The organism is Paenibacillus pasadenensis (assembly GCF_023715725.1).
Taxonomy (GTDB): domain Bacteria; phylum Bacillota; class Bacilli; order Paenibacillales; family Paenibacillaceae; genus Paenibacillus_O; species Paenibacillus_O pasadenensis_A.
Genome location: NZ_JAMBOT010000008.1, coordinates 111,590 through 130,604, shown reverse-complemented (window position 1 = coordinate 130,604; position 19,015 = coordinate 111,590). Strand labels below are relative to the sequence as shown.

The window sequence follows — 19,015 nt, the reverse complement described above, 5'->3', positions numbered from 1 at the left end:
AACGCTACTAAACCCATGAGCAGGAACCGGTCCGGCCTCCCGGACCGGGGATCAAAGGTGTCGCCAGCAGCCGCCGTTAAGCCGAGAAAAGCTCGGCTTGCGGCGGTATTTGCAGCTTTTGCCCTTGTTCTGTCGGGATGCCGTTACACGGCTGCTCCGGCCGATTTGCTTACACCGCCGCTTGCCCAGCAGAAGACGGGGAGCACTGCGGCTGAGCTGAAACGCCTGCTCCCCGCAGGCAGCGCTTTATCGCTTCCTTCAAATGAGCGGCATCCCGAGGCGATACGATCAATGGATTGGGACGGAGACGGCATCGAGGAAGCGATTATGACTTACTCCGATAGTTATGGCAGCTCACGAATTATGATTGCGCGCAAAGAGGCGAATGAGTGGAAACCATGGGCTGTGTTGCGTTCCCCATCCGGAACGAGCCTGGAATGGTTAACCTTTGTAGATATGGATGGAGACAAACAGACCGAGCTGATTGCCGGCTGGGTTGTTAAGCAGCCTGGAAATAGCTTAAGCTGGCAGCAGTACGAGGTACAGGTATATTCGGCCGATAATCCTTCCTTCGAGGAATCAGAGGAAGGGAGGCTGCTGAAACCGATTGAAGCGCTGGCCTATGAGGCAGCAGAAACGGGCGATGTGGACGGAGATGGCAAGCAGGAGCTCGTACTTATAAGACGCCCAGACAACCTCGGTAAACCGCAAATTGAAATATACCGGATTGAAAAAGGCAAACTCGTCAATACGGTCAAACAATCGATTCAGCATAATGCCATGGTCTATCGTCAGCTTGCGATCGGTAAAATTGCCAAGAGCAAATTTGGAGTTATTGTGGAAGCGGAGTCTGGCGGGCATGCCTCCACGACAACTATCTATGCCTGGGAACAAAACAGGCTGGAGCAGGTCTATCCGTCGCAAAACGTTTCCATAACCGCAGTCGCGGACAGCTTCCCTATGACTGATATTAACGGTGACGGTATACTGGAATGGAGCGAGCTGGTCAGCGCGCCAGGCCAGCCGGAAGATACGCCGTATTCCGAACTTGTCGAATATACAGAGTGGCTGCAGTGGAGCGGTGAAATACCGGTATTGGGCAGCGGAGCGGCTTTTTATCCGAATGACGGATCTATCGTTTACCATAATGGCAGGTCTACAGCAACTTCTGGCACGGCCACAATGGAACGCGGAGCTGAAACCCCGAATCAGGGACGGTCGCCTGAAATAGGCAAATCCTTGGTGCCTGATGCGGAGTCTGAAAAAGCTAAGCCGTCGCGCATCAGCATAGCGATGGAATATAACGATTTGCGGTACGGCATCTCGGTGCAGATCCCTTCACGCTGGAAAGGGAAATTTACGCTTTCCCGTCCGGTTGGGGAGAACAACGGGATTATTCGAATGGAATATTACAATGCTAAGTCGGGTATTCGCGCGCCTCTCTGGACGCTCTACGGCGTGTCTGTAAAGGATTGGGACAGCTGGTCCTCGTGGATGGAGAAAAAAGGGCTCAATCCCGATAATTTGCGTACGACCGGAGGCTTTGTATATGCGGCCGTGAAACAGCCGGCTCCGACTGCGGCAGACGGATGGAGCGAGGACGAGCTGAGCCGGTACAACTCCATGCAGCTGACCCAGGAGCAATTGGCTTCCTCCGTGCGGCTGCTGCCGTTTGATTAACGGAAAGTCCTATTTAGGGAAGGGAGGGTGAAGGCGGATGAAAATCTTGCTCGTTGAGGACGAGGAAGCGATTCGCGGCTTCGTACGAATTAATTTGAAGCGCTCGGGAATGGTGCCGATCGAAGCGGGAAGCGGAGAGCAGGCGCTGCAGATCGTTGCAGAGCAAGGGCCGCCGGACATCGCCCTGTTAGATATCATGCTTCCCGGCATATCGGGCTTGGAGGTGTGCGCTGCGCTGCGGGCAGCCTACCCGGAAATGGGCATTGTCATGCTCACTGCGAAGTCGCAAGAGCAGGACAAGATTCAAGGGCTTGAGCTGGGAGCGGACGATTATATTCAAAAACCGTTCAGCCCTGGAGAGTTAATGGCGCGGATACGTTCGCTGGCGCGGCGGCTGCGTCTCAGCGATTCCGAGCAGCCTGGCGAGCTTTTTTCCAGAGCTGCGGAGGGAGGCTCCTTGTCGGCAGGCGCATCGGCGGGCTTAGTTCCGCAAACAGCCGTTTCGGACTTGGCTGCCATCGCCGATTCTAACGAGTTGCTGCCTGAGTTTCCGGAGGATAGCCGGAAATTCGGCGCTTTTCTTTTGTCCGAAGGGGATCGCAAGCTGTGGAAAAACGGGGATGAAATTGTTCTTACTCCGACCGAATGGACGCTGGTAAAGCTGCTGCTTGACCGAATCGGCCAGAGCGTAAGCCGGGACGAGATTTTAACCGAGGTATGGGGCCGTTACTACGCAGGCGATCTTAAGGTTGTGGACGTTAATATCCGCCGCATCCGCCAAAAGGTGGAGGACGACCCCTCCAATCCGTCCATCATCAAAACGGTATGGGGCTTCGGCTATCGGTGGAGCCGGTTATGAGAAGCCTTCGAACCCGGATGGTATTGAGTTATTTGCTGTTAATCCTGCTCACGGTTGTCGTGTTGGGCGGCGCTTTTTTGACGCTGATCTGGAACTACTATTACGGCAGCGCATCCAGCGCGATGAAACAGCGTGTTGTAACCTCGATGGGGCTGCATGCCAGAGCGATGCAATGGATGGAACCGAATGAGCGCGCGAGCTACATGCTTCAGAACATGACCGATTCAGGAACACGAATACAGCTGCTGCAGCCGGACGGCCGCATGTTCATGGACTCCGACGGTTTTAACGACAGCCATTCCATTCGGACTCCCGATGTGGAAAAGGCAGCGGAAGGCGGCACAGTCGCCTGGTACGGCAATGACGAGATGACAGGGGAGCGCATCGTTGCCGCTTCGTCGCCACTGCTGCGGGATGGCCGCGTTATTTCCATTGTGCGTTATTCCGCCTCGCTGCGGGAAGTCGACAAAATGGTGCAGCTGCTCATTCGTATGACGCTGCTTACGGCGGCGGCCGTTATTCTCTTGTTTTTTGCGCTTAGCATGTGGATGGCAACACGAATCGTACGCCCGCTGCGGGTGTTGACCAGCCGTGCCCGATTAATGGCGGACGGAGACTGGCAGAGCGGCGTGGGAGGGCGGACCGGCCGCGACGAGATTGGACAGCTGTCAGACACGCTGAATACGCTGGCGGTTGAGCTGACGAAGCGGGAGAAGCTCAAAAACGATTTTATTTCCTCTGTATCGCATGAGCTGAGAACACCGCTGACGTCCATCAAGGGCTGGAGCGAAACACTCGCCGACCCGGGCTCCCGGCAGGAGGAAGTTCAAGAGGGGCTTGGCATCATTTCGCGTGAAACGGAAAGGCTCGCCGGACTTGTTGAGGATCTGCTGGATTTCTCCAAGCTGAGCTCGGGAAGCATGGAGCTGCATCTGGAGGAGATGGACCTGAACTTGCCGGTCCGCGAATGCGTCATGCAGCAAGCGGTTCGCCAGGATGTTACGGGGGTAAGGCTGCTCAGCAGCCTGGAGCCGGACCCGCTCCTCATTATGGGGGACCCGAACCGGCTCCGTCAGGTGTTGATCAACCTGATCGACAATGCCTTCAAGTTCACCCCAAACGGAGGCACGGTGAGAGTAAACGCTGTAAGCGAGGGGGGCCATGCGCTTTTGTCTGTTTCCGACAACGGCGTGGGCATTCAGCCAGAGGATTTGCCCCATGTAACCGAAAAGTTTTACAAAGGCGTGGTATCCCGCTCCGGCAGCGGGCTTGGGCTTGCGATCAGCAAGGAAATCGCGGAGCTGCACGGAGGCGTGCTGGAGCTCGAAAGCGAGCCCGCTCTCGGAACGACCGTCAAGCTTCGACTGCCCTTGCTGCAGGCCGAGGACGAGAATGAAAGCCCGGATGTTACTCCTTGAGAAAAAGCGTGCGGTTCATATAAACAAATACGCAGGCAACTAGCAGAGCGGCCGCAATCAGGACGGACACCCAATGTTTGGTTAACCAAGTCAGAAGCTCTGGCATGGCTAAGCCTCCTCTCCATAGTAGGGAATGGCATTAGGTTAACTCAAACAGGGGCGTTCCATTCCAGCGAAGGCGTTGCGCAATGACATTGCCGGCATCGTAAATGGAGTCAGCGCCTTTGCAAGCACAATTCATTTCAAAATGGCGGATTTGCCTCTCCGAGTTGGAGGGCGAATTCGCTTTTTTATATGGCATGCAAAGCAATTTGAACCGTTCATTGACAATCTCAAATGCGGATGATAAGCTAAGTCTAACCAATATCATACTAATTAGGTCGGAATAATCATATATAAGAAGCTCCTCCGTCGGAACGGAAGAGCCGGGAAAGGATGCTGGAAATATGGAAAAGCAGCTTGTTTTGCGTCATGAGGACTTGGAGCTCACGGCAACGCTCCACTATCCCGTGGGCGAATGCTCGGAGCAGCGCAGCCCAGCTGTTGTCATCTGCCACGGTTTTATCGGCAGCAGAATCGGAGTGGACCGGCTGTTTGTCAAAACAGCACGCGCGCTGGCCGCTCAAGGCAGCTTTGTGCTGCGCTTTGATTACGGCGGCTGCGGCGAAAGCACCGGCAGCTATGGCGCACTCGGCTTTGAATCCATGATCCGGCAAACCCAGACGGCGCTTAACTATGTGCTTTCGATGGATTGCGTCGATCCGCAGCGGGTTACGCTGCTCGGACACAGCTTGGGCGGCGCGGTGGCGCTGCATACGGCCGTCAAAGACAAACGGGTCGGCCGCCTCATTCTGTGGTCAGCCGTCGGTTATCCGTTCAACGACATTGTGCGCATTGTAGGCCGCCAAGGGTATGACGAGGCCGTTCTGAAAGGCTCCACCGACTACGCGGGTTATACGCTGGAGCCGGTATTCTTCGACACCTTGCAGCAGCATCAGCCGTTCCAGGCCGCTTCCCGCTTCAGCGGAGACGTGCTGCTTGTGCACGGCACAAGCGACGACGTCATTCCCGCCGACTACAGCTTCCTGTACCAGAAGTTATTTTGGACGCGCGGCGACGGGCTGTGCGATAAGGAGATTATTTTCCAGGCTGATCATACGTATTCTGCGAGCTCTCATCAGCAGGAGGCGATCCGCGTCAGCTCGGATTGGCTGACCCGCCTGGAGAAGCGGCATGAACAGTGGCTGGATTGGAGCATCTAGCGAAACAGCCCTCAGTGTTTATATCTTCCCGGTACTATGATTTTAATTTTAACCTTGATTTTGTCCAGCGAATTCTCTGTCAATATAAACTCAGATCCGTTTGAGGTCATTTGTTTCCAATGTTTATAATGCTTGCGGTAAAACAATTCATTCAATTGGAATATGTCTATTTCTCGTTTTATGCCGGTTGTATAAGCTTCCCTGATTTGTTTAGTAATCATATCTTCTGCCGCTTGTTCCACTTCCGATAGAGGTGAGCGAGATTTACGAAGGGCAAGGAAGCCGTAAAGCTTGACATCAATATTATAAATCGGCTCGCCGTTTTCGTTGAAACGGAGCTGAACGGCCGGTTTTGATTTTTTGTACGTAATTGCGCCGAGCTCTTCCCCATCCTTGTAAATACTTACTGTCCAGCGTTTCATCCTAGGATTCATCCAATGCCAGCCCTGCAGCTGTTTCAGGCTCATTTTCCCTTTGTAATTGTTGTTGTGTAGAAAATACGCTCCGGTAACGCTAAGAGTATTTTTGGACTTGAAGTCCGATTCCCAAATGGAGTTATTTGTGCCCAGCTGAGGAAGATATTCCGAAAAGGCCGGATGAAAATCCTCTCTTAATAGTTTAAATAATTGAACTGGTTCGATACCGGACAGCTGTTTGTAATATTCTTCAGGGGAATGCAAGACCGAGTTGGTATCCATAAAGTTAAACAGCGTCTCCGTTGAAAAAACTTGATCCATCGGAGCTGCTGTGGCATACGTCCAAATATTGAGACGGATTTCGGGGAACTTGTCTAGAAGTTCTGTCAGATCCTCTGTCTTAAGCCTCGGTAGAAAGTTCTCCGATATTACTAGAGCTGTTACATGAGAAAAGTCTAACTCCCGCTGTGAAGTGGCCAAGATTGCATTTGCGGACTCGATGAAACTTCGGCTGCTGCTATTGCCCGTCCAAGGCTTATATCCGGCTGATTTGGGGCTTGATTCGTTTTTAGCCTCATTGTTGAAATTAAGAACCTGGACAAACATGACGTATTTCCCGTCTTTAAAATCCAAGCCTAATGTTTTCACGTAAACCCGATTCACTTCATTGGAGTCACATCCCGCTGCTGCTAGAAGCAGCAACAACCCCGCCGCAAGACAAGTATAGAAACAAAGGCAGCGTTTCATTTTGGCGCCTCCCGGGTTTTCATGGCAGTCGGTTTGTTGGCCCGCTTTGAAAACGGTTTGATAAACAAGCTGGAAAGCAAATCTTTGAATTGCAGCGGAGCGACCGGAGCCAAATAAGGCACGCCGAATGAGTCGATTCTGGTTAAATGCACAACCACACTAATCATCGCCAGCAGAAAACCGATAATGCCTAACTGTGCCGAGATGAAAAAGATATAAAACCGAATCAGCGTCGTTGCTCCCGTAAGGCTTTGGTTCACCAATGTCGATCCGCAAACAAACGTCATCGCCGCGATGACGATCATCGTCGGTGAAATAAGTCCGGCCCTAATGGCGGCATCGCCTATGACGAGCCCCCCGACAACCGTCAGCGTTTGGCCGATTGCGCCCGGCAAGCGCGCTCCCGCCTCGCGGAATATTTCAATTAAAAGCAAGACCAGAAACATTTCCTGTACGATGCTTAACGGCAGTCCTTGCCGGGAGTTAATAACTGTAGCCAAAAGATTGTAAGGAATCTGATCCACATGGTAGACGCATAAAGCTACGTATAGACCAGGCAAAAAACAAGAGAGAAGCAGGCTTAAATAGCGTAGAAAACGGGAAAAGTTAACAAACAAGTAATTTTGCTGAGCATCCTCCGCTGATTTCATCAGCAGAAAGAGATTAATCGGGGCTACGATAGCCGTGGGACTGCCGTCAAGCAGTACGATAGCTCTGCCGTTGTTGAGGCACTGCACGGCAAAGTCGGGCCTGCCTGTGTATGTGCTCCTTGGAAACAAGGACCAGGGCTTTCCAGTCAGCAGGTCCTGCAGATGGCGGGTGGAATTGACATCTTCGGCGTCAATGCTCAGCAGCCTTTTGCGAATCCGTTCAATTAAATCCGGGTTTGCAATCGTAGATTCATACATTAATGACGCCTTCGTGGCGGAGTGGGTGCCGAGTACGATTTCTTCGCAGTGCAATCCGGGACAGCGCATCCGGTAGCGGATCAAAGCGGTATTTGTATGAAGCTGCTCGACAAAGCCGTCTCTTGGCCCGCGTACGGAAACCTCCGTTCCGGTTTCGGAAGGATCGCGTCCAGGGACGATGCCGGAGGAGATCGACCAAGCCATTTGCATTTCCATACATAGAAGAACTGCATTTCCCTCAAAAATAAGCCGGGTTATATAATCCCGCCAGGCCATAGAGTTGGAAGGGCTGCCGTTCTTGGGGAGCTCCAGCTTCTGCCAAGCGCCCATATAGCTTGGCCGGCTGCCAATTGCGCCGCCGGTAGGACGCAAGGGGATTCCGGAGGTTGCTTGGGGTATAATGACTTTCTGCAGCTGAAAAGAATCGGTCATCGTGCTGCAAAAAATCAGGATCAGCTCCAATTCGGCGGGCGTTTCCGTGGCTGCTTTTTCTTTTGAAACCTCGGTTTGCTCCTTGTTTTTTTCAGCGGCTCCGGCGTTGGAATATTTTTCTTCTTTAGGCACGATTTTTATAACTGCGACATCATCGCTTTTGATGAACCACTCTTCCAGATCTTTTGGACTGGGGAAAGCCGTTTGGTCAGCCTCGACGGGCTCGGGAGTTGTGTTGGATGTCAAGATTCTGTTGCCTCCTTCAAGCTTGGGTTAGGCGGTTTTCGCTTCACCATAAACGCGAACGCAATCGTCAAGAGCGGCACAAGGATAAGTATAAAAGGGTATTGAACGTTGATAAGATAGCTGGTAAGCATCCTGTCCGAAACTGGAATGCTGGAAGTAATACCTATGCCAAGCGAAATGGCGAACAGAAAATAAGCTCTGTGAAGCGGCTTTTTAAAGCCTGCGATATTGGAGATTAAATATAGTTGAAGAGACAGCCGGGTGAAATTTCCCGCAGTCCGCTGCACGATTGCAAATAAATCAATATGCTCAATTGTGTTTCCAAGGGAAGCGACTCTCCACACTTCGAGCAACGGTCCGCGCAGATGACTTACCTGCTCCTCTCCGAGTATGGTTAGCCCAAGAACGATCGGAATTAGCTCCAACCATGCCATATATAGCACGATTCCCAAAGGCTGCCACCATTTAAAAGCGCCGCGTACCTCCTGCTGCACCCAAAGCAGCAACCAGATATTAATCATGCCTCCTGCCGCAAGATACGCTCCTTTTAGAGCAGGCTGAAAGCCGTTCTCGAGTACGGGAAATAACAGGCGGAAGTCCTGATAGGTGTAGGTCACTCCAAGCAGCATCACATCGATTAATGAGGCGACTGGAAACAGTATTACGGATGTGAATGCTATAGAGCGGAGGCCGGAGTGAGCGGTCCACATGCACAACATAATGGTGACAAAGATGATAATCCAAACCGGCGTATTACTCATATAATTTTTTGCGGCAACATGCCCAGTCTCCCAAGAACTCGAAGTGGCTTGCATAAACAGCAGCAAAATAACCGGAAGCCGGATGAGCCACGACAGGAATGGGCCGAATTGCTTGCTAAGCCATTCGGCAATCGGAGCACCGTTCAGCTTGCGCAGGATGTACCAGAGGGCAAGAGACCAGATTAGAGCAAAGGGCAATGCAACAAGCACGGAAACCCAGGAATCGTTTTTTGCCTGTGAAAGTATATATGGAGGCAAGAGCACGTTGGCAACGCCGCTGTTTCCTAGCAATATCATCAGGATACATACCCATACGCCGATTGTAGAAGTGGGCTTCAAGTCGCCTTACCTCCTTTCCCATGTTCAAATCAGTCAATGATAATTCGGCTTGAGGTAGTATGAACTGAATTTGGTATTATTATCCCCCGCAGGAAGGATTAAGGAGTGGCTGGTGGAACGGAGAATTCCGGCAAAACAGTTTCCATAAGCTGGCTGCTGGTCTATGATGAGATGGGGTGAGAATGAGTGAAAAAATACGGAAAAAGCTTAACCGCATTAACGCTGGCCGCCGTGCTGCTTGCTGCTTGCAGCAAGGCCGCGGACGCGCCGGTGACGACGAATCTGCCGCCTGCGACCTCATCGCCTTCAGCTGCGCCAACTGTTTCGCCTGCTCCGTCCGCCGCACCTGCCTTCACGGCGCCGCTGACCGGTGAAGCCGTGCAGGGGCCGGTCGTAGCTAGACCCTATCTGGTTATGATCAATAACCATTCCAAGGCCCGCCCGCAGTCGGGGCTTGGTTCTGCCGATCTGTTTTATGAGGTGCTGGCGGAAGGGGAAGTGACGCGGATTCTGGCCGTATTCCAAAGCAAGCCGCCTGAGGGTGCGATCGGTCCGGTGCGCAGCATCCGGCCGTATTTCATCGATCTCGGCAAAAGCCTGGACGCCATTCTGATTCATGCGGGAGGCAGCCCGGACGGGTATGCGCAGCTGTCCCGCGAGAAGCTGGACCATATGGACGAAATTTCGAATGCGGGGTCGTATTTTTGGCGGGATAAATCCCGCAAGGCTCCTCACAACCTTTACACAAACGCGGAAAAATTGGCGGCGGGAGCCGGAAAGAAGGGCTTTGAAACGGCGCTGCAGGGTGAGCCGAGCTCCTACTCTTTCGTCTCTCTTGATTCCGCCGAGCCCGCCGGCCAGCCTGCGGATAAGCTCGATGTCACTTTCCTGCTTCAATCGTACCAGGTATCCTATCGATACGATGCGGGGCAGGAGCGGTACTTAAGGTCTATCAACGGCGAGCCTCATACGGATTTGAACGACGGCAAGCAGTTAGCGGCGGCAAACGTTATTGTCATGGAAGCCCCGCATAAAGTGCTGGACAATGTCGGCCGGCGCTCCGTCGATTTGTCCGGCAGCGGCAAAGCGAAGCTGTTCCAGCGGGGCAAGGGGCGGGAGGTCGAGTGGCGCCGCAGCGCTGTCGGCGAACCGATCCGATTTTACGAAGGAGCGGCGGAAGCTCCGTTTTATCCCGGTCAGACTCAAATTCTGATTATCCCTGAGAAGCCTGGAATCGCGGAGCGGCTGCATTACGGGAGCGGGGCGTAACGCCTTAAGAGGCAAACAAGGAAGGCTTAGCGGAAGCGCGGGCCTTCTTTTTATTGTTTGTCTTAATGAAAATTTACATAATTGGATTCGACAGGGAAAGACTGAACGGTATACCGGTAATGAGGCGAATTTGTGTCGAAGGGATGGCGACATTTTTTGCAAAAGAAGCCGTTTGTCTTTACATTTCCTTTACAACAGACGGATGAACTGTGATAAGATAAGTTGGGCCTAAAAGGCCGGCACTACATCAATTTTCCTGAAAGCAAAGGGGACGAACATGGCTAAGAAGAATATTTTCTTCAAAACGCTGGAAGAAATGGCGGATACGATTGTCGAGAGCGTGGAATATTTTGCCCGAGGTGTGGATGACTTGTCGAATGTCGGCGAGTTCGCCAAGGCAATGAAGGAATACGAAAGCCAGTGCGACCGCTATACCCATACGATCATCATCGAGCTTAACAAAACGTTCATTACGCCGATTGAGCGCGAGGACATCATGGCTCTGACGACAGCGCTGGACGATGTTGTAGATGAAATCGAGGCATGCGCTTCCCGTTTTGAGATGTACCAGGTAATGGATAAGGACGAGTATATCCGCTTGTTCGCGGACAACCTCGTTCGCTGCTCCCATCAGGTGAAAAACGCCATCTATCTGCTGTCCCAGAAGAAGCTGCTGGCGATTCGCGAGCCTAACATCGCCATCAACGAGCTGGAGAACCAAGCGGACGATTTGCTGCGCGTAGGCATCAAGGCGCTGTTTGCCAACGAGAAGGATCCAATTGAGCTGATCAAGCGCAAAGAGATTTACGAAATGCTTGAACAGACGACTGATCATTTCGAGGATGTTGCCAACACGCTTGAAACTATCATTATGCGCAACAGCTAAGGATAGGAGACTACTTAACCCTTATGGATACAGTATTTATAGTTATGGCGATAGTGGTATTCTTTGCTCTGGCGTTTGACTTTATCAACGGGTTTCACGATACAGCCAACGCCATTGCCACTTCAGTTTCCACCCGGGCGCTGAAGCCGCGTACCGCTATCATTTTGGCGTCGGTTATGAACTTTATCGGCGCGCTCAGCTTCACCGGCGTCGCCAAGACGATCGGCGGAAGCGTGGCCAATCCGGCCACCCTGCAGAACGGCGAAGAAATAGTTATCGCTGCGCTGCTTGGCGCTATTATCTGGAACCTGGTTACATGGTGGTTCGGCATTCCGTCGTCCTCCTCGCATGCTTTGATTGGCGGTCTGTCCGGCGCGGTTATTTCTGCGGCCGGTTTCGGCGCGATCAATGCGAGCGGCTTTACCGATATTATCAAAGCGCTGATTTTCTCGCCGTTCATCGCGTTTGCGATCGGCTTTACGCTCATGTGGATTTTGAAGAAGGTATTCGCTAGGGCGAATCCGCATCAGATCAACAAAGGCTTTCGTACCGGCCAGATTCTGACCGCTGCGTTCCAGGCGTTCACGCACGGCACGAACGATGCGCAAAAGGCAATGGGTATCATCACGTTTGCGCTCGTATCCGCAGGTCTGCAGGATACGCTGGACGTTCCGCTGTGGGTCAAGCTGTCTGCAGCGACCGCGATGGCGCTCGGCACGTCCGTCGGCGGCTGGAAGATCATCAAAACGATGGGCACGAAGATTTTCAAAATCGAGCCGGTCAACGGTTTTGCCGCCGACCTTGGAGCCGCATCCGTCATTCTTACGGCGACGATGATTCACTTCCCGGTCAGCACAACGCATGTCATTACGTCCTCCATTCTTGGCGTAGGCAGCGCGAAACGCTTCTCCGCCGTTAAGTGGGGCGTAGCAGGACGGATCGTTATGTCCTGGATCATCACGATTCCGATTTCCATGCTGCTTGCTGCGCTGATCTTCCAGTTCATCAAGTGGGTATGGCTGTAAAACAACTAGCCGGTTCACTCCATGACTCTACATCGCAGAATAAAGCCCGCTGGCGCCGATAATCGGCTTCGCGGGCTTTTGGCATTTGGATGGCGCCAGAGGCGAATTTGTGGATATGTACACCGCCGTACGGACGGTGTAGGGGCGTGGATGAGAGCTGACGCGGCCTGTTATGCAAACGTTTTGCCACCCCCTGTGTGCAGGTTCATCGTTCGCTGTAAACCGCTGCAGCAGGAGCAGTCTGCGCATAAAATGCACAGAGCTTCGGAGTTTGCTGCGGAAACAGGCTGCGCTCAAGGTGAACGGCATATTCCGAAGCTGCAGCAGAAGCTTGCACTTTTAGGCTCCAAAGTCTTCCGAGCCGCCACGGCTCAGCGCCGCAGCGGCCCGTTATTCATCAAAGCGCCGCTTGCGGCGGCGTTTGGCGCCTGGTTTGCCTTTGCCCGCTGGCTTGCGTTTGCGGGGTCCGCCTGCCTTGGAGTATCCTCCGCCGCCGGATCCGGAAGGCCGTCTCTTTTTCCGCTTTTTCTTAGACGGGGTCCATTCCTCCTCGTCGAGGTCAACGAGCTTGGAATCATCCTTTTTGCCAAAGGAGCCCATCATCAGCTTAACCAGCGGAGCCATCTGCTGGACGGTGCCGATAAGTTTCTGGGCTTTGGTCATCGTGCCGAGAATACCGTCCAGGCCGCCGACGCGGTCAACAAGACCTTTCAGCTCGCCCAGCTTCTCCAGCGAGAACAAGCTGCTGCTACTGCTGCTTTTTTTGCCGGAATCGGACGTTGCCTTTTCCAAGGTAGCCAGAGGCCCGATAGATGGAGGCGCAGGACTGTTTACAAAGCCGGACGGCGGATTGAAGTGGGTCGGCGCGGGCGGATTATTAAAGGGAAAGCTGTCGCCGATTCCGGGGAAGACGTTGCCATGGCCTGGGAAGCCTTGCCCTGAAAAAGCATTGCCTTGTCCGGGGAAGACATTGCTCTGCCCGGGAAGTTTTGGTGTATTGCGCATCGGCTCCTGCCCGTTTTGCACGTTCGGATATTGGGAAGAGGGAGGAGAGTTCGGATTCATTGGGATTCTCACATCCTTGCGTTAATTGCGGATTGTGGAGTCCGCGTATAGTTCAGTGTATGTTTTCCTCCGGGTTTTGGTTGGGCGTTTGCCCGGTTTTGGCGAATATATGAAATGGGGACTGGCACAGACCTGAGTGGGCAGGGCGCTTGCCAGCTTGAGTTTGCATCTGCCGCTTGATCCCATGCAGTTGTATAGGGGCGGTTGGACTCGAATCGCGGATCGCAGCCAGTCCCGCGAAGATAGGAAAAGGGCCTTATTTATCCCCGTTTATGCAAAACGCGTCCTGCACTAGAGGGCGGTATTTTGCGGCAGCGCTTGCAGATTTCGTTCGTTCTGTAAAGCGTGAACACGGTGATAGTTGTTTTCTCTAGCGCATCGCTATAAAATGGAGTGTAGGATTCTTGTACAGGGGTGAACTGTTGATGCAGCTTAAGAAGCTGAATGATAAAGCAATCGACCAATTATTTGAAGCAATTCTCACGCTTAAGAGCGTGGAAGAATGTTATATTTTCTTTGATGATCTGTGCACAGTCAACGAGGTGCAGTCGCTGTCCCAGCGTCTGGAGGTTGCGCGCATGCTCGGCAAGGGCAGCACGTACAACCAGATTGAGGCCGAGACGGGCGCTAGCACGGCGACCATTTCCCGCGTCAAACGCTGCCTGAACTACGGCAACGACGGATACAAAATGACGCTGGACCGTTTGAACCGCTAATGATGCCGCAGGGCCGCAGCCGGGTTGAGCCCGGACACGGAAAGGCACGGAAGGCAGCGGACAAGCCGGATCGCAACAGGGATTCGGATGAGGTTGCTGTTGAAGTTGTGCATACGATTGAACCTAGCTCTAACCGCTCGTTATGCGAGTCGAGTTTTGAGCATGCTTCCGGCAGTATTTCGCATACATTATACAATGAGCAGGAAAGCAACAAAGAGTCCGTCGGCGGCGAGTCCGTTTCCGGCATTCTGGTGATCAGCCACGGCTCCAGAGATCCGCAGTGGGTGAGTCTCGTGGACGAGGCTGTAGGCAAGGCAACTGCAATGATATCGAATTTGACCGGCCCTGTGCCGGTCATTTCGTCGTTCCTGGAGCTAGTGACTGGGCGGCTTATCCAGGATGGGATCGACGAGCTGCTGGCGCTGGGAGTGACCGATATTTACGTGCTGCCGCTGTTTGTGTCCTCGGGCAGCACTCATGTAGACGACATCATGCAAGCGTTCGGCCAGCCTCCAGTCGGAGAAAGGGAGGGCGAGCTCGAAGCATTTTATATCGAAGAAGCTTGTATTCATCCCGGAAAGCCCATCGACGACGAGCCAGAAATAGCAGAGCTGCTGCTGCGGCAGGTGCTGGAGCAGTCCCTCCATCCCGCCGGTGAAGCGCTGCTGCTGATTGGTCACGGCTCCGTCGAGCCGGTGTTCCACGAGCGCTGGCAGGAGGGGCTTGGCAGGATGGCGGAGCGGCTGCGGCTCGGAGGCGGCTTCGCTAGAGCGGACTATGCGATGCTGCTGCCCGATCAGGCGGCTGCCAAGCTGGGAGAGCTGCAGCGTGAGCGTCCGGAGGAGCGGATTATCGTGGTGCCGGTGTTCCTTAGTCAAGGATATTTCACATCAACCGTGATTCCGGGAAGGCTCGGAGAGGTAGACTATGAATATGTGAACCGGGCGATGCTCCCGGACGAGGCCGTTGCGCGCTGGATCGCGCGGCAGGCGAAGCAGTGGCTGGACAGATCAGGAGGATGAGCATGAATAGCGGATACAAGCGGGCCCGCCTCATTTACAATCCGACCTCCGGTCGCGAGGAAATGCGGAGGCGGCTGGGTGAAATTCTTTCGTTGCTGGAGCGCGGGGGTATCGAGACGAGCACGCATGCGACCTCGGGCGAGGGCGATGCGTCGATTGCCGCTGCCGAGGCGGCCGACCGCGGCTTCGATATGATTATCGCGGCCGGCGGCGACGGCACGCTCTACGAGGTCATCAACGGCCTTGGCGAAAAGCCGAACCGGCCTCCGCTGGGTATATTGCCGGTCGGAACGACCAATGATTTTGCCAGGGCGCTCGGCATTCCCCGCAATCTTGAATATGCCTGCGAGCTGATAACGCGGCAGTACGCCCGTCCAATCGACGTTGGCCGCGCCGGCAAAAAATACTTCGTCAACATCGCGGGCGGCGGCTCCTTGACCGAGCTGACGTACGAGGTGCCGAGCAAGCTCAAGACGATGATCGGGCAGCTCGCCTACTATATGAAGGGTATGGAAAAAATGACCCGGCTGCGCCCGATGGAGCTGCTCATCCAGGGGGATGGCATTGAGGACATCCACGAGGAGATCATGCTGTTCCTGATCTGCAACAGCAATTCCGTGGGGGGCTTCGAGAAGCTGGCCCCGGCGGCGAGTCTTGATGATGGCATGTTCGAGGTACTCGTGCTCAAGAAGTGCAATCTTGCGGAGTTCATTCGCATCGTTACGCTGGCGCTGCGCGGGGAGCATTTTAACGATCCGCATATCGTGCATTTCAAAACGAACCGCCTGACGGTCACAACGCCGGATTACGCGCAGCTGAACCTGGACGGTGAGTACGGGGGCACGCTGCCGTGTACGTTCACGGTGCTGCCTTCGCATTTGAATATTTTTGTGGACCAGGAAGGGAAGGCTCATTACTAATTCTTTGCTGTCGCCGCCGCTGCGCCAAAGGTCGGCCCTCCGATCGCTCTTGACCTCAGATTTCCTTGAACTAACCGCTGTAACGGTGGGAATCCGACGTCTTACAAGCGTTCGCTTCTACGGGCTTGAACAACAAAATTAATCTTTAATACCCTTTAAATTTAACCTGCACAATTCTTGCACGAGGTTCTTGTAACCGGTGCGTGCCCGATTTTGATATACTTAGTGAAGGTGGCAGATTGAACAGCTTCCATTTACGTTTAACCTTAACGGCCTGCCGGAACTTGCCTTGGAGCGAGCTTCCCTGCGGGCCTTCACTACTCATAGAGAACGGATGACCACAATGAAACAAGCATTGCCCGTCAACAAAAATGATACCGTCACCCTCGATATTACCGGGCTGACGCACGAAGGCGAAGGGGTGGGCCGCTACGACGGCTTCACCTTGTTTGTGCAGGGCGCGCTTCCCGGCGAGCGCGTGAAGGCCAAGGTGCTCAAGGTCAAAAAGACCTATGGCTACGCCAAACAGCTGGAGCTGCTGGAGCCGAGCCCGGATCGTGTCGATGCTCCTTGCCCCATTTACAAGCAGTGCGGGGGCTGCCAGCTTCAGCATATGAGCTATGAGGCGCAGCTCGTCTGGAAACGCCAGCATGTTATTGATACGCTGCAGCGCATTGGCAAGCTGGAGGTGCGGGATGGCAAGATTGGTGCGGGCAATGGAGATGGAGTAGTTGGAGCGTCGCAATTAGTCAGCGAAGATAGTGGGGAGGCGGACAGCCCCGAGCTGTCTCACGAGTCCAAGCCAAGTGCAGGAGGTATCGTCGTCCATCCGACGATCGGAATGGACGAGCCTTGGCGGTACCGCAATAAGGCGCAGGTGCCGATTGGCATGGCAATGGCTGACCTGGACAATCGCGCAGCCGGGAGCCTGATCGGCGGCTTTTACGCGCGCGGCTCGCACCGCATTGTCGATATGGACGCTTGCCTCATCCAGCACGAAAACAACGACGAAGCGGTTCGTCAGGTGAAGCGTATCGGCCGAAACGTTGGCATTACCGCTTATGACGAAGCGAGCGGGCGAGGCATTCTGCGCCATGTTGTCGTGCGGACCGGATTTGTCACCGGCGAGATGATGATTGTCCTCGTCACAAACGGCCCGCGCATTCCGCGCGTGGAAGATTGGATCACGGGCATTCGCGAGGCGTTGCCGCAGGTGAAGAGCATCGTGCAGAACATCAACAAGCGGCAGACGAACGTCATTTTTGGCGATGAGACCCGTACTCTTTGGGGGAGCGACGTCATTTATGACGAGCTGGACGGGATTCGTTTTGCCATTTCGGCGAGGTCATTCTATCAGGTGAATCCGGCGCAGACGCTGCGGCTGTATCGGTCGGCAGTTGACTATGCCGGTTTTACCGGCAAGGAGAATGTCATCGACGCTTATTGCGGCATCGGGACGATATCGCTGTTCCTGGCCCGCCATGCGGGGCAGGTGTATGGGGTCGAGATTGTGCCGGAGGCGATCGAGGACGCGAAGCGCAATGCCGAGCTGAACGGCATCGCGAATGCCTCGTTTGAGGCTGGGCCGGCCGAGGTTGTCATTCCTCGCTGGCGTTCGGAAGGCGTGAAGCCGGATGTCATCGTAGTTGACCCGCCGCGCAAAGGCTGCGATGAGCAGCTGCTAGATACGATTTTGAAAATGCAGCCGGAGAGAGTGGTTTACGTATCCTGTAACCCGGCCACACTAGCGCGGGATCTGCAAGTGCTGGAAGCAGGGGGCTACCGGACGGTGGAGGTGCAGCCGGTGGATATGTTTCCGCATACGGTGCATGTGGAATCGGTGGCTTTGTTGGTTAAGGATTAAACAGAGATGGAGACCCCTTGTCCTGATTGGTTTTTTCGATATGATACAGCACATTAAAAGTTGTGATACAGTGGCTGGAAAATGGCATTGATGTAAAAGTGATGTAAAAGTTGAGCCGAAAAGAACGGAGAGACGCTCGAGATATTCCCGAGCGTCTCTTATTGTTCTTGAGCTTTGTTGATGTTGAAAGTGATTCGAATTTATCGGCAGGAGATTGGTCAGTTGTACGAAGAGCGTGACCATATATGTTCATGGTTGTCGTTTACTTTCATGACCCAGTCGTTCTGAAATGATCTTGGCATGGACGTTCTGTTTGATTAATATTGTAGCTGAAGTATGCCGGAGATCATGGAAGCGAATATATCGGAGTTTGTTTTTTTGAAAACGCGAAATGTAATATCAAGTGCAACACCTTGAAATAAATAGAGCCCATGTTGGAATCGTGTAAAATGGAAGTTACCACACCACCACTTTTACAGGAGTCGAACCAACATGAGCTATACACACATTACCCTAATAGAACGAGCGAAACTAGAGGTGATGCGTAAGAAGGGGTTGTCGATTTGGGAGATCGCTCGGGAACTGGAGCGAAGTGGATCGACCGTTTCCAGGGAGTTGAAACGCGGTATGAATACGGCGAAATCGTATGAGGCTGGACAGGCTCATGCCCTCTACAAGACGCGTCGCAGGGCAAGTCAGCCAAAGGGAAGCTATACGGAAGCGCTAGCGCGAGACATTAGCGAAAAGCTTTATGAAACGTTATCTCCAGAGCAAATCGAAGCCCGGATTAAGGCGGAGGGGACGTTCATCATTTGCTTCAAAACGATCTACCGTTGGATCTACCAGGGACGAATCGTCAGGAAAGATCTAAGCTTGCTTCGACATAAAGGAAAACGCCATGAACCTGCAGAAACACGTGGGAAATTTGCCATGGGAACCTCCATTCATGAACGCCCGGAAGAGGTGGAAGGGCGAACGACATTTGGTCATTGGGAGTTGGATACGGTCGTTTCCGGTCGTGGAACGAGCAAGGCCTGCGTGGCTACGTTTGTCGAGCGTAAAACACGAATGTACATCGGAGTTCGTATGGTGGATCGCTCAGCTTCTTCGATGGAACAGGCCGTGAAAAGAAGTCGTCGCTCGCTTTCCGAAAGGCACGTTTAAGAGTGCAAGGACCGAT

General features: G+C 53.5%; 17 protein-coding genes. 12 read left to right on the top strand and 5 right to left on the bottom strand.

Annotated features, from left to right (window positions below):
• Positions 1-15 precede the first annotated feature (15 nt).
• From M3223_RS18110 to M3223_RS18095, 4 genes are all read left to right on the top strand, one after another.
• Complete coding sequence (locus M3223_RS18110; protein ID WP_251564139.1) at positions 16-1,680, top strand: hypothetical protein; 1,665 nt, start codon at positions 16-18, stop codon at positions 1,678-1,680.
• Positions 1,681-1,717: 37 nt separating this feature from the next.
• Positions 1,718-2,539 carry a response regulator transcription factor gene (locus M3223_RS18105; RefSeq protein WP_251564137.1) on the top strand — a complete coding sequence of 274 codons (822 nt, stop codon included), beginning with the start codon at positions 1,718-1,720 and terminating at the stop codon, positions 2,537-2,539.
• Entirely contained in the window at positions 2,536-3,957 is a 1,422-nt protein-coding gene (locus M3223_RS18100) for a sensor histidine kinase (protein WP_251564135.1), read from the top strand. The genes M3223_RS18105 and M3223_RS18100 overlap by 4 nt, the downstream gene beginning before the upstream one ends.
• 446 nt (positions 3,958-4,403) lie before the next feature.
• Positions 4,404-5,219 (top strand): alpha/beta hydrolase family protein, encoded by an 816-nt coding sequence (locus M3223_RS18095; RefSeq protein ID WP_251564133.1) that lies wholly within the window; start codon positions 4,404-4,406, stop codon positions 5,217-5,219.
• Positions 5,220-5,230: 11 nt separating this feature from the next.
• Here M3223_RS18095 and M3223_RS18090 read toward each other — a convergent pair whose 3' ends face one another.
• From M3223_RS18090 to M3223_RS18080, 3 genes are read right to left on the bottom strand one after another with little or no spacing between them, the layout of a single operon-like run.
• The gene (locus M3223_RS18090; RefSeq protein ID WP_251564132.1) at positions 5,231-6,382 is read right to left on the bottom strand and encodes a Ger(x)C family spore germination C-terminal domain-containing protein; all 1,152 of its coding nucleotides are present in this window, start codon (positions 6,380-6,382) and stop codon (positions 5,231-5,233) included.
• A complete protein-coding gene (locus M3223_RS18085) occupies positions 6,379-7,968 on the bottom strand; it encodes a spore germination protein (protein WP_251564130.1) in 1,590 nt (529 codons plus the stop codon). The genes M3223_RS18090 and M3223_RS18085 overlap by 4 nt, the downstream gene beginning before the upstream one ends.
• The gene (locus M3223_RS18080) at positions 7,965-9,068 is read right to left on the bottom strand and encodes a GerAB/ArcD/ProY family transporter (RefSeq protein WP_251564128.1); all 1,104 of its coding nucleotides are present in this window, start codon (positions 9,066-9,068) and stop codon (positions 7,965-7,967) included. Before M3223_RS18080 ends, M3223_RS18085 begins: the two co-directional genes overlap by 4 nt.
• A 186-nt stretch (positions 9,069-9,254) precedes the next feature.
• On the opposite strand from M3223_RS18080, the gene M3223_RS18075 reads away from it, so the two are divergent.
• From M3223_RS18075 to M3223_RS18065, 3 genes are all read left to right on the top strand, one after another.
• Positions 9,255-10,337 (top strand): DUF3048 domain-containing protein, encoded by a 1,083-nt coding sequence (locus M3223_RS18075; protein ID WP_251564126.1) that lies wholly within the window; start codon positions 9,255-9,257, stop codon positions 10,335-10,337.
• Between the two features lie 277 nt (positions 10,338-10,614).
• Positions 10,615-11,223 (top strand): DUF47 domain-containing protein, encoded by a 609-nt coding sequence (locus M3223_RS18070; protein WP_251564123.1) that lies wholly within the window; start codon positions 10,615-10,617, stop codon positions 11,221-11,223.
• Between the two features lie 23 nt (positions 11,224-11,246).
• Positions 11,247-12,248: an inorganic phosphate transporter gene (locus tag M3223_RS18065; protein WP_251564121.1), complete on the top strand. Its 1,002-nt coding sequence runs from the start codon at positions 11,247-11,249 to the stop codon at positions 12,246-12,248.
• A 390-nt stretch (positions 12,249-12,638) separates the two neighbouring features.
• Here the strand turns inward: M3223_RS18065 and M3223_RS18060 are convergent, their stop codons facing one another.
• A complete protein-coding gene (locus M3223_RS18060; protein WP_251564119.1) occupies positions 12,639-13,313 on the bottom strand; it encodes a hypothetical protein in 675 nt (224 codons plus the stop codon).
• Positions 13,314-13,738: 425 nt separating this feature from the next.
• Here M3223_RS18060 and M3223_RS18055 point away from each other — a divergent pair, with 425 nt between their 5' ends.
• The 4 genes from M3223_RS18055 (at position 13,739) to rlmD (ending at position 17,835) form a co-directional block, all read left to right on the top strand.
• Positions 13,739-14,029, top strand: coding sequence for a YerC/YecD family TrpR-related protein (locus M3223_RS18055; protein WP_251564117.1), 291 nt, complete (start codon positions 13,739-13,741; stop codon positions 14,027-14,029).
• Complete coding sequence (locus M3223_RS18050; protein WP_251564115.1) at positions 14,029-15,051, top strand: sirohydrochlorin chelatase; 1,023 nt, start codon at positions 14,029-14,031, stop codon at positions 15,049-15,051. Before M3223_RS18055 ends, M3223_RS18050 begins: the two co-directional genes overlap by 1 nt.
• A 2-nt stretch (positions 15,052-15,053) precedes the next feature.
• Entirely contained in the window at positions 15,054-15,971 is a 918-nt protein-coding gene (locus tag M3223_RS18045; RefSeq protein WP_435368027.1) for a diacylglycerol kinase, read from the top strand.
• A 343-nt stretch (positions 15,972-16,314) separates the two neighbouring features.
• A complete protein-coding gene (gene rlmD / locus M3223_RS18040) occupies positions 16,315-17,835 on the top strand; it encodes a 23S rRNA (uracil(1939)-C(5))-methyltransferase RlmD (protein WP_353057714.1) in 1,521 nt (506 codons plus the stop codon).
• 249 nt (positions 17,836-18,084) lie between these two features.
• Here rlmD and M3223_RS18035 read toward each other — a convergent pair whose 3' ends face one another.
• A complete protein-coding gene (locus M3223_RS18035; RefSeq protein ID WP_251564196.1) occupies positions 18,085-18,153 on the bottom strand; it encodes a hypothetical protein in 69 nt (22 codons plus the stop codon).
• A 174-nt stretch (positions 18,154-18,327) separates the two neighbouring features.
• On the opposite strand from M3223_RS18035, the gene M3223_RS18030 reads away from it, so the two are divergent.
• The gene (locus M3223_RS18030; RefSeq protein ID WP_251564109.1) at positions 18,328-18,999 is read left to right on the top strand and encodes an IS30 family transposase; all 672 of its coding nucleotides are present in this window, start codon (positions 18,328-18,330) and stop codon (positions 18,997-18,999) included.
• Positions 19,000-19,015 lie beyond the last annotated feature (16 nt).

What these genes read in the sequence shown, in the direction of transcription:
- M3223_RS18110 (WP_251564139.1), top strand. Translation starts at nt 16, where the DNA reads ATGAGCAGGAACCGGTCCGGCCTCCCGGACCGGGGATCAAAGGTGTCG.
- M3223_RS18105 (WP_251564137.1), top strand. Translation starts at nt 1,718, where the DNA reads ATGAAAATCTTGCTCGTTGAGGACGAGGAAGCGATTCGCGGCTTCGTA.
- M3223_RS18100 (WP_251564135.1), top strand. Translation starts at nt 2,536, where the DNA reads ATGAGAAGCCTTCGAACCCGGATGGTATTGAGTTATTTGCTGTTAATC.
- M3223_RS18095 (WP_251564133.1), top strand. Translation starts at nt 4,404, where the DNA reads ATGGAAAAGCAGCTTGTTTTGCGTCATGAGGACTTGGAGCTCACGGCA.
- M3223_RS18090 (WP_251564132.1), bottom strand. Translation starts at nt 6,382, where the DNA reads ATGAAACGCTGCCTTTGTTTCTATACTTGTCTTGCGGCGGGGTTGTTG.
- M3223_RS18070 (WP_251564123.1), top strand. Translation starts at nt 10,615, where the DNA reads ATGGCTAAGAAGAATATTTTCTTCAAAACGCTGGAAGAAATGGCGGAT.
- M3223_RS18065 (WP_251564121.1), top strand. Translation starts at nt 11,247, where the DNA reads ATGGATACAGTATTTATAGTTATGGCGATAGTGGTATTCTTTGCTCTG.
- M3223_RS18060 (WP_251564119.1), bottom strand. Translation starts at nt 13,313, where the DNA reads ATGAATCCGAACTCTCCTCCCTCTTCCCAATATCCGAACGTGCAAAAC.
- M3223_RS18055 (WP_251564117.1), top strand. Translation starts at nt 13,739, where the DNA reads ATGCAGCTTAAGAAGCTGAATGATAAAGCAATCGACCAATTATTTGAA.
- M3223_RS18050 (WP_251564115.1), top strand. Translation starts at nt 14,029, where the DNA reads ATGATGCCGCAGGGCCGCAGCCGGGTTGAGCCCGGACACGGAAAGGCA.
- M3223_RS18045 (WP_435368027.1), top strand. Translation starts at nt 15,054, where the DNA reads ATGAATAGCGGATACAAGCGGGCCCGCCTCATTTACAATCCGACCTCC.
- rlmD (WP_353057714.1), top strand. Translation starts at nt 16,315, where the DNA reads ATGAAACAAGCATTGCCCGTCAACAAAAATGATACCGTCACCCTCGAT.
- M3223_RS18030 (WP_251564109.1), top strand. Translation starts at nt 18,328, where the DNA reads ATGAGCTATACACACATTACCCTAATAGAACGAGCGAAACTAGAGGTG.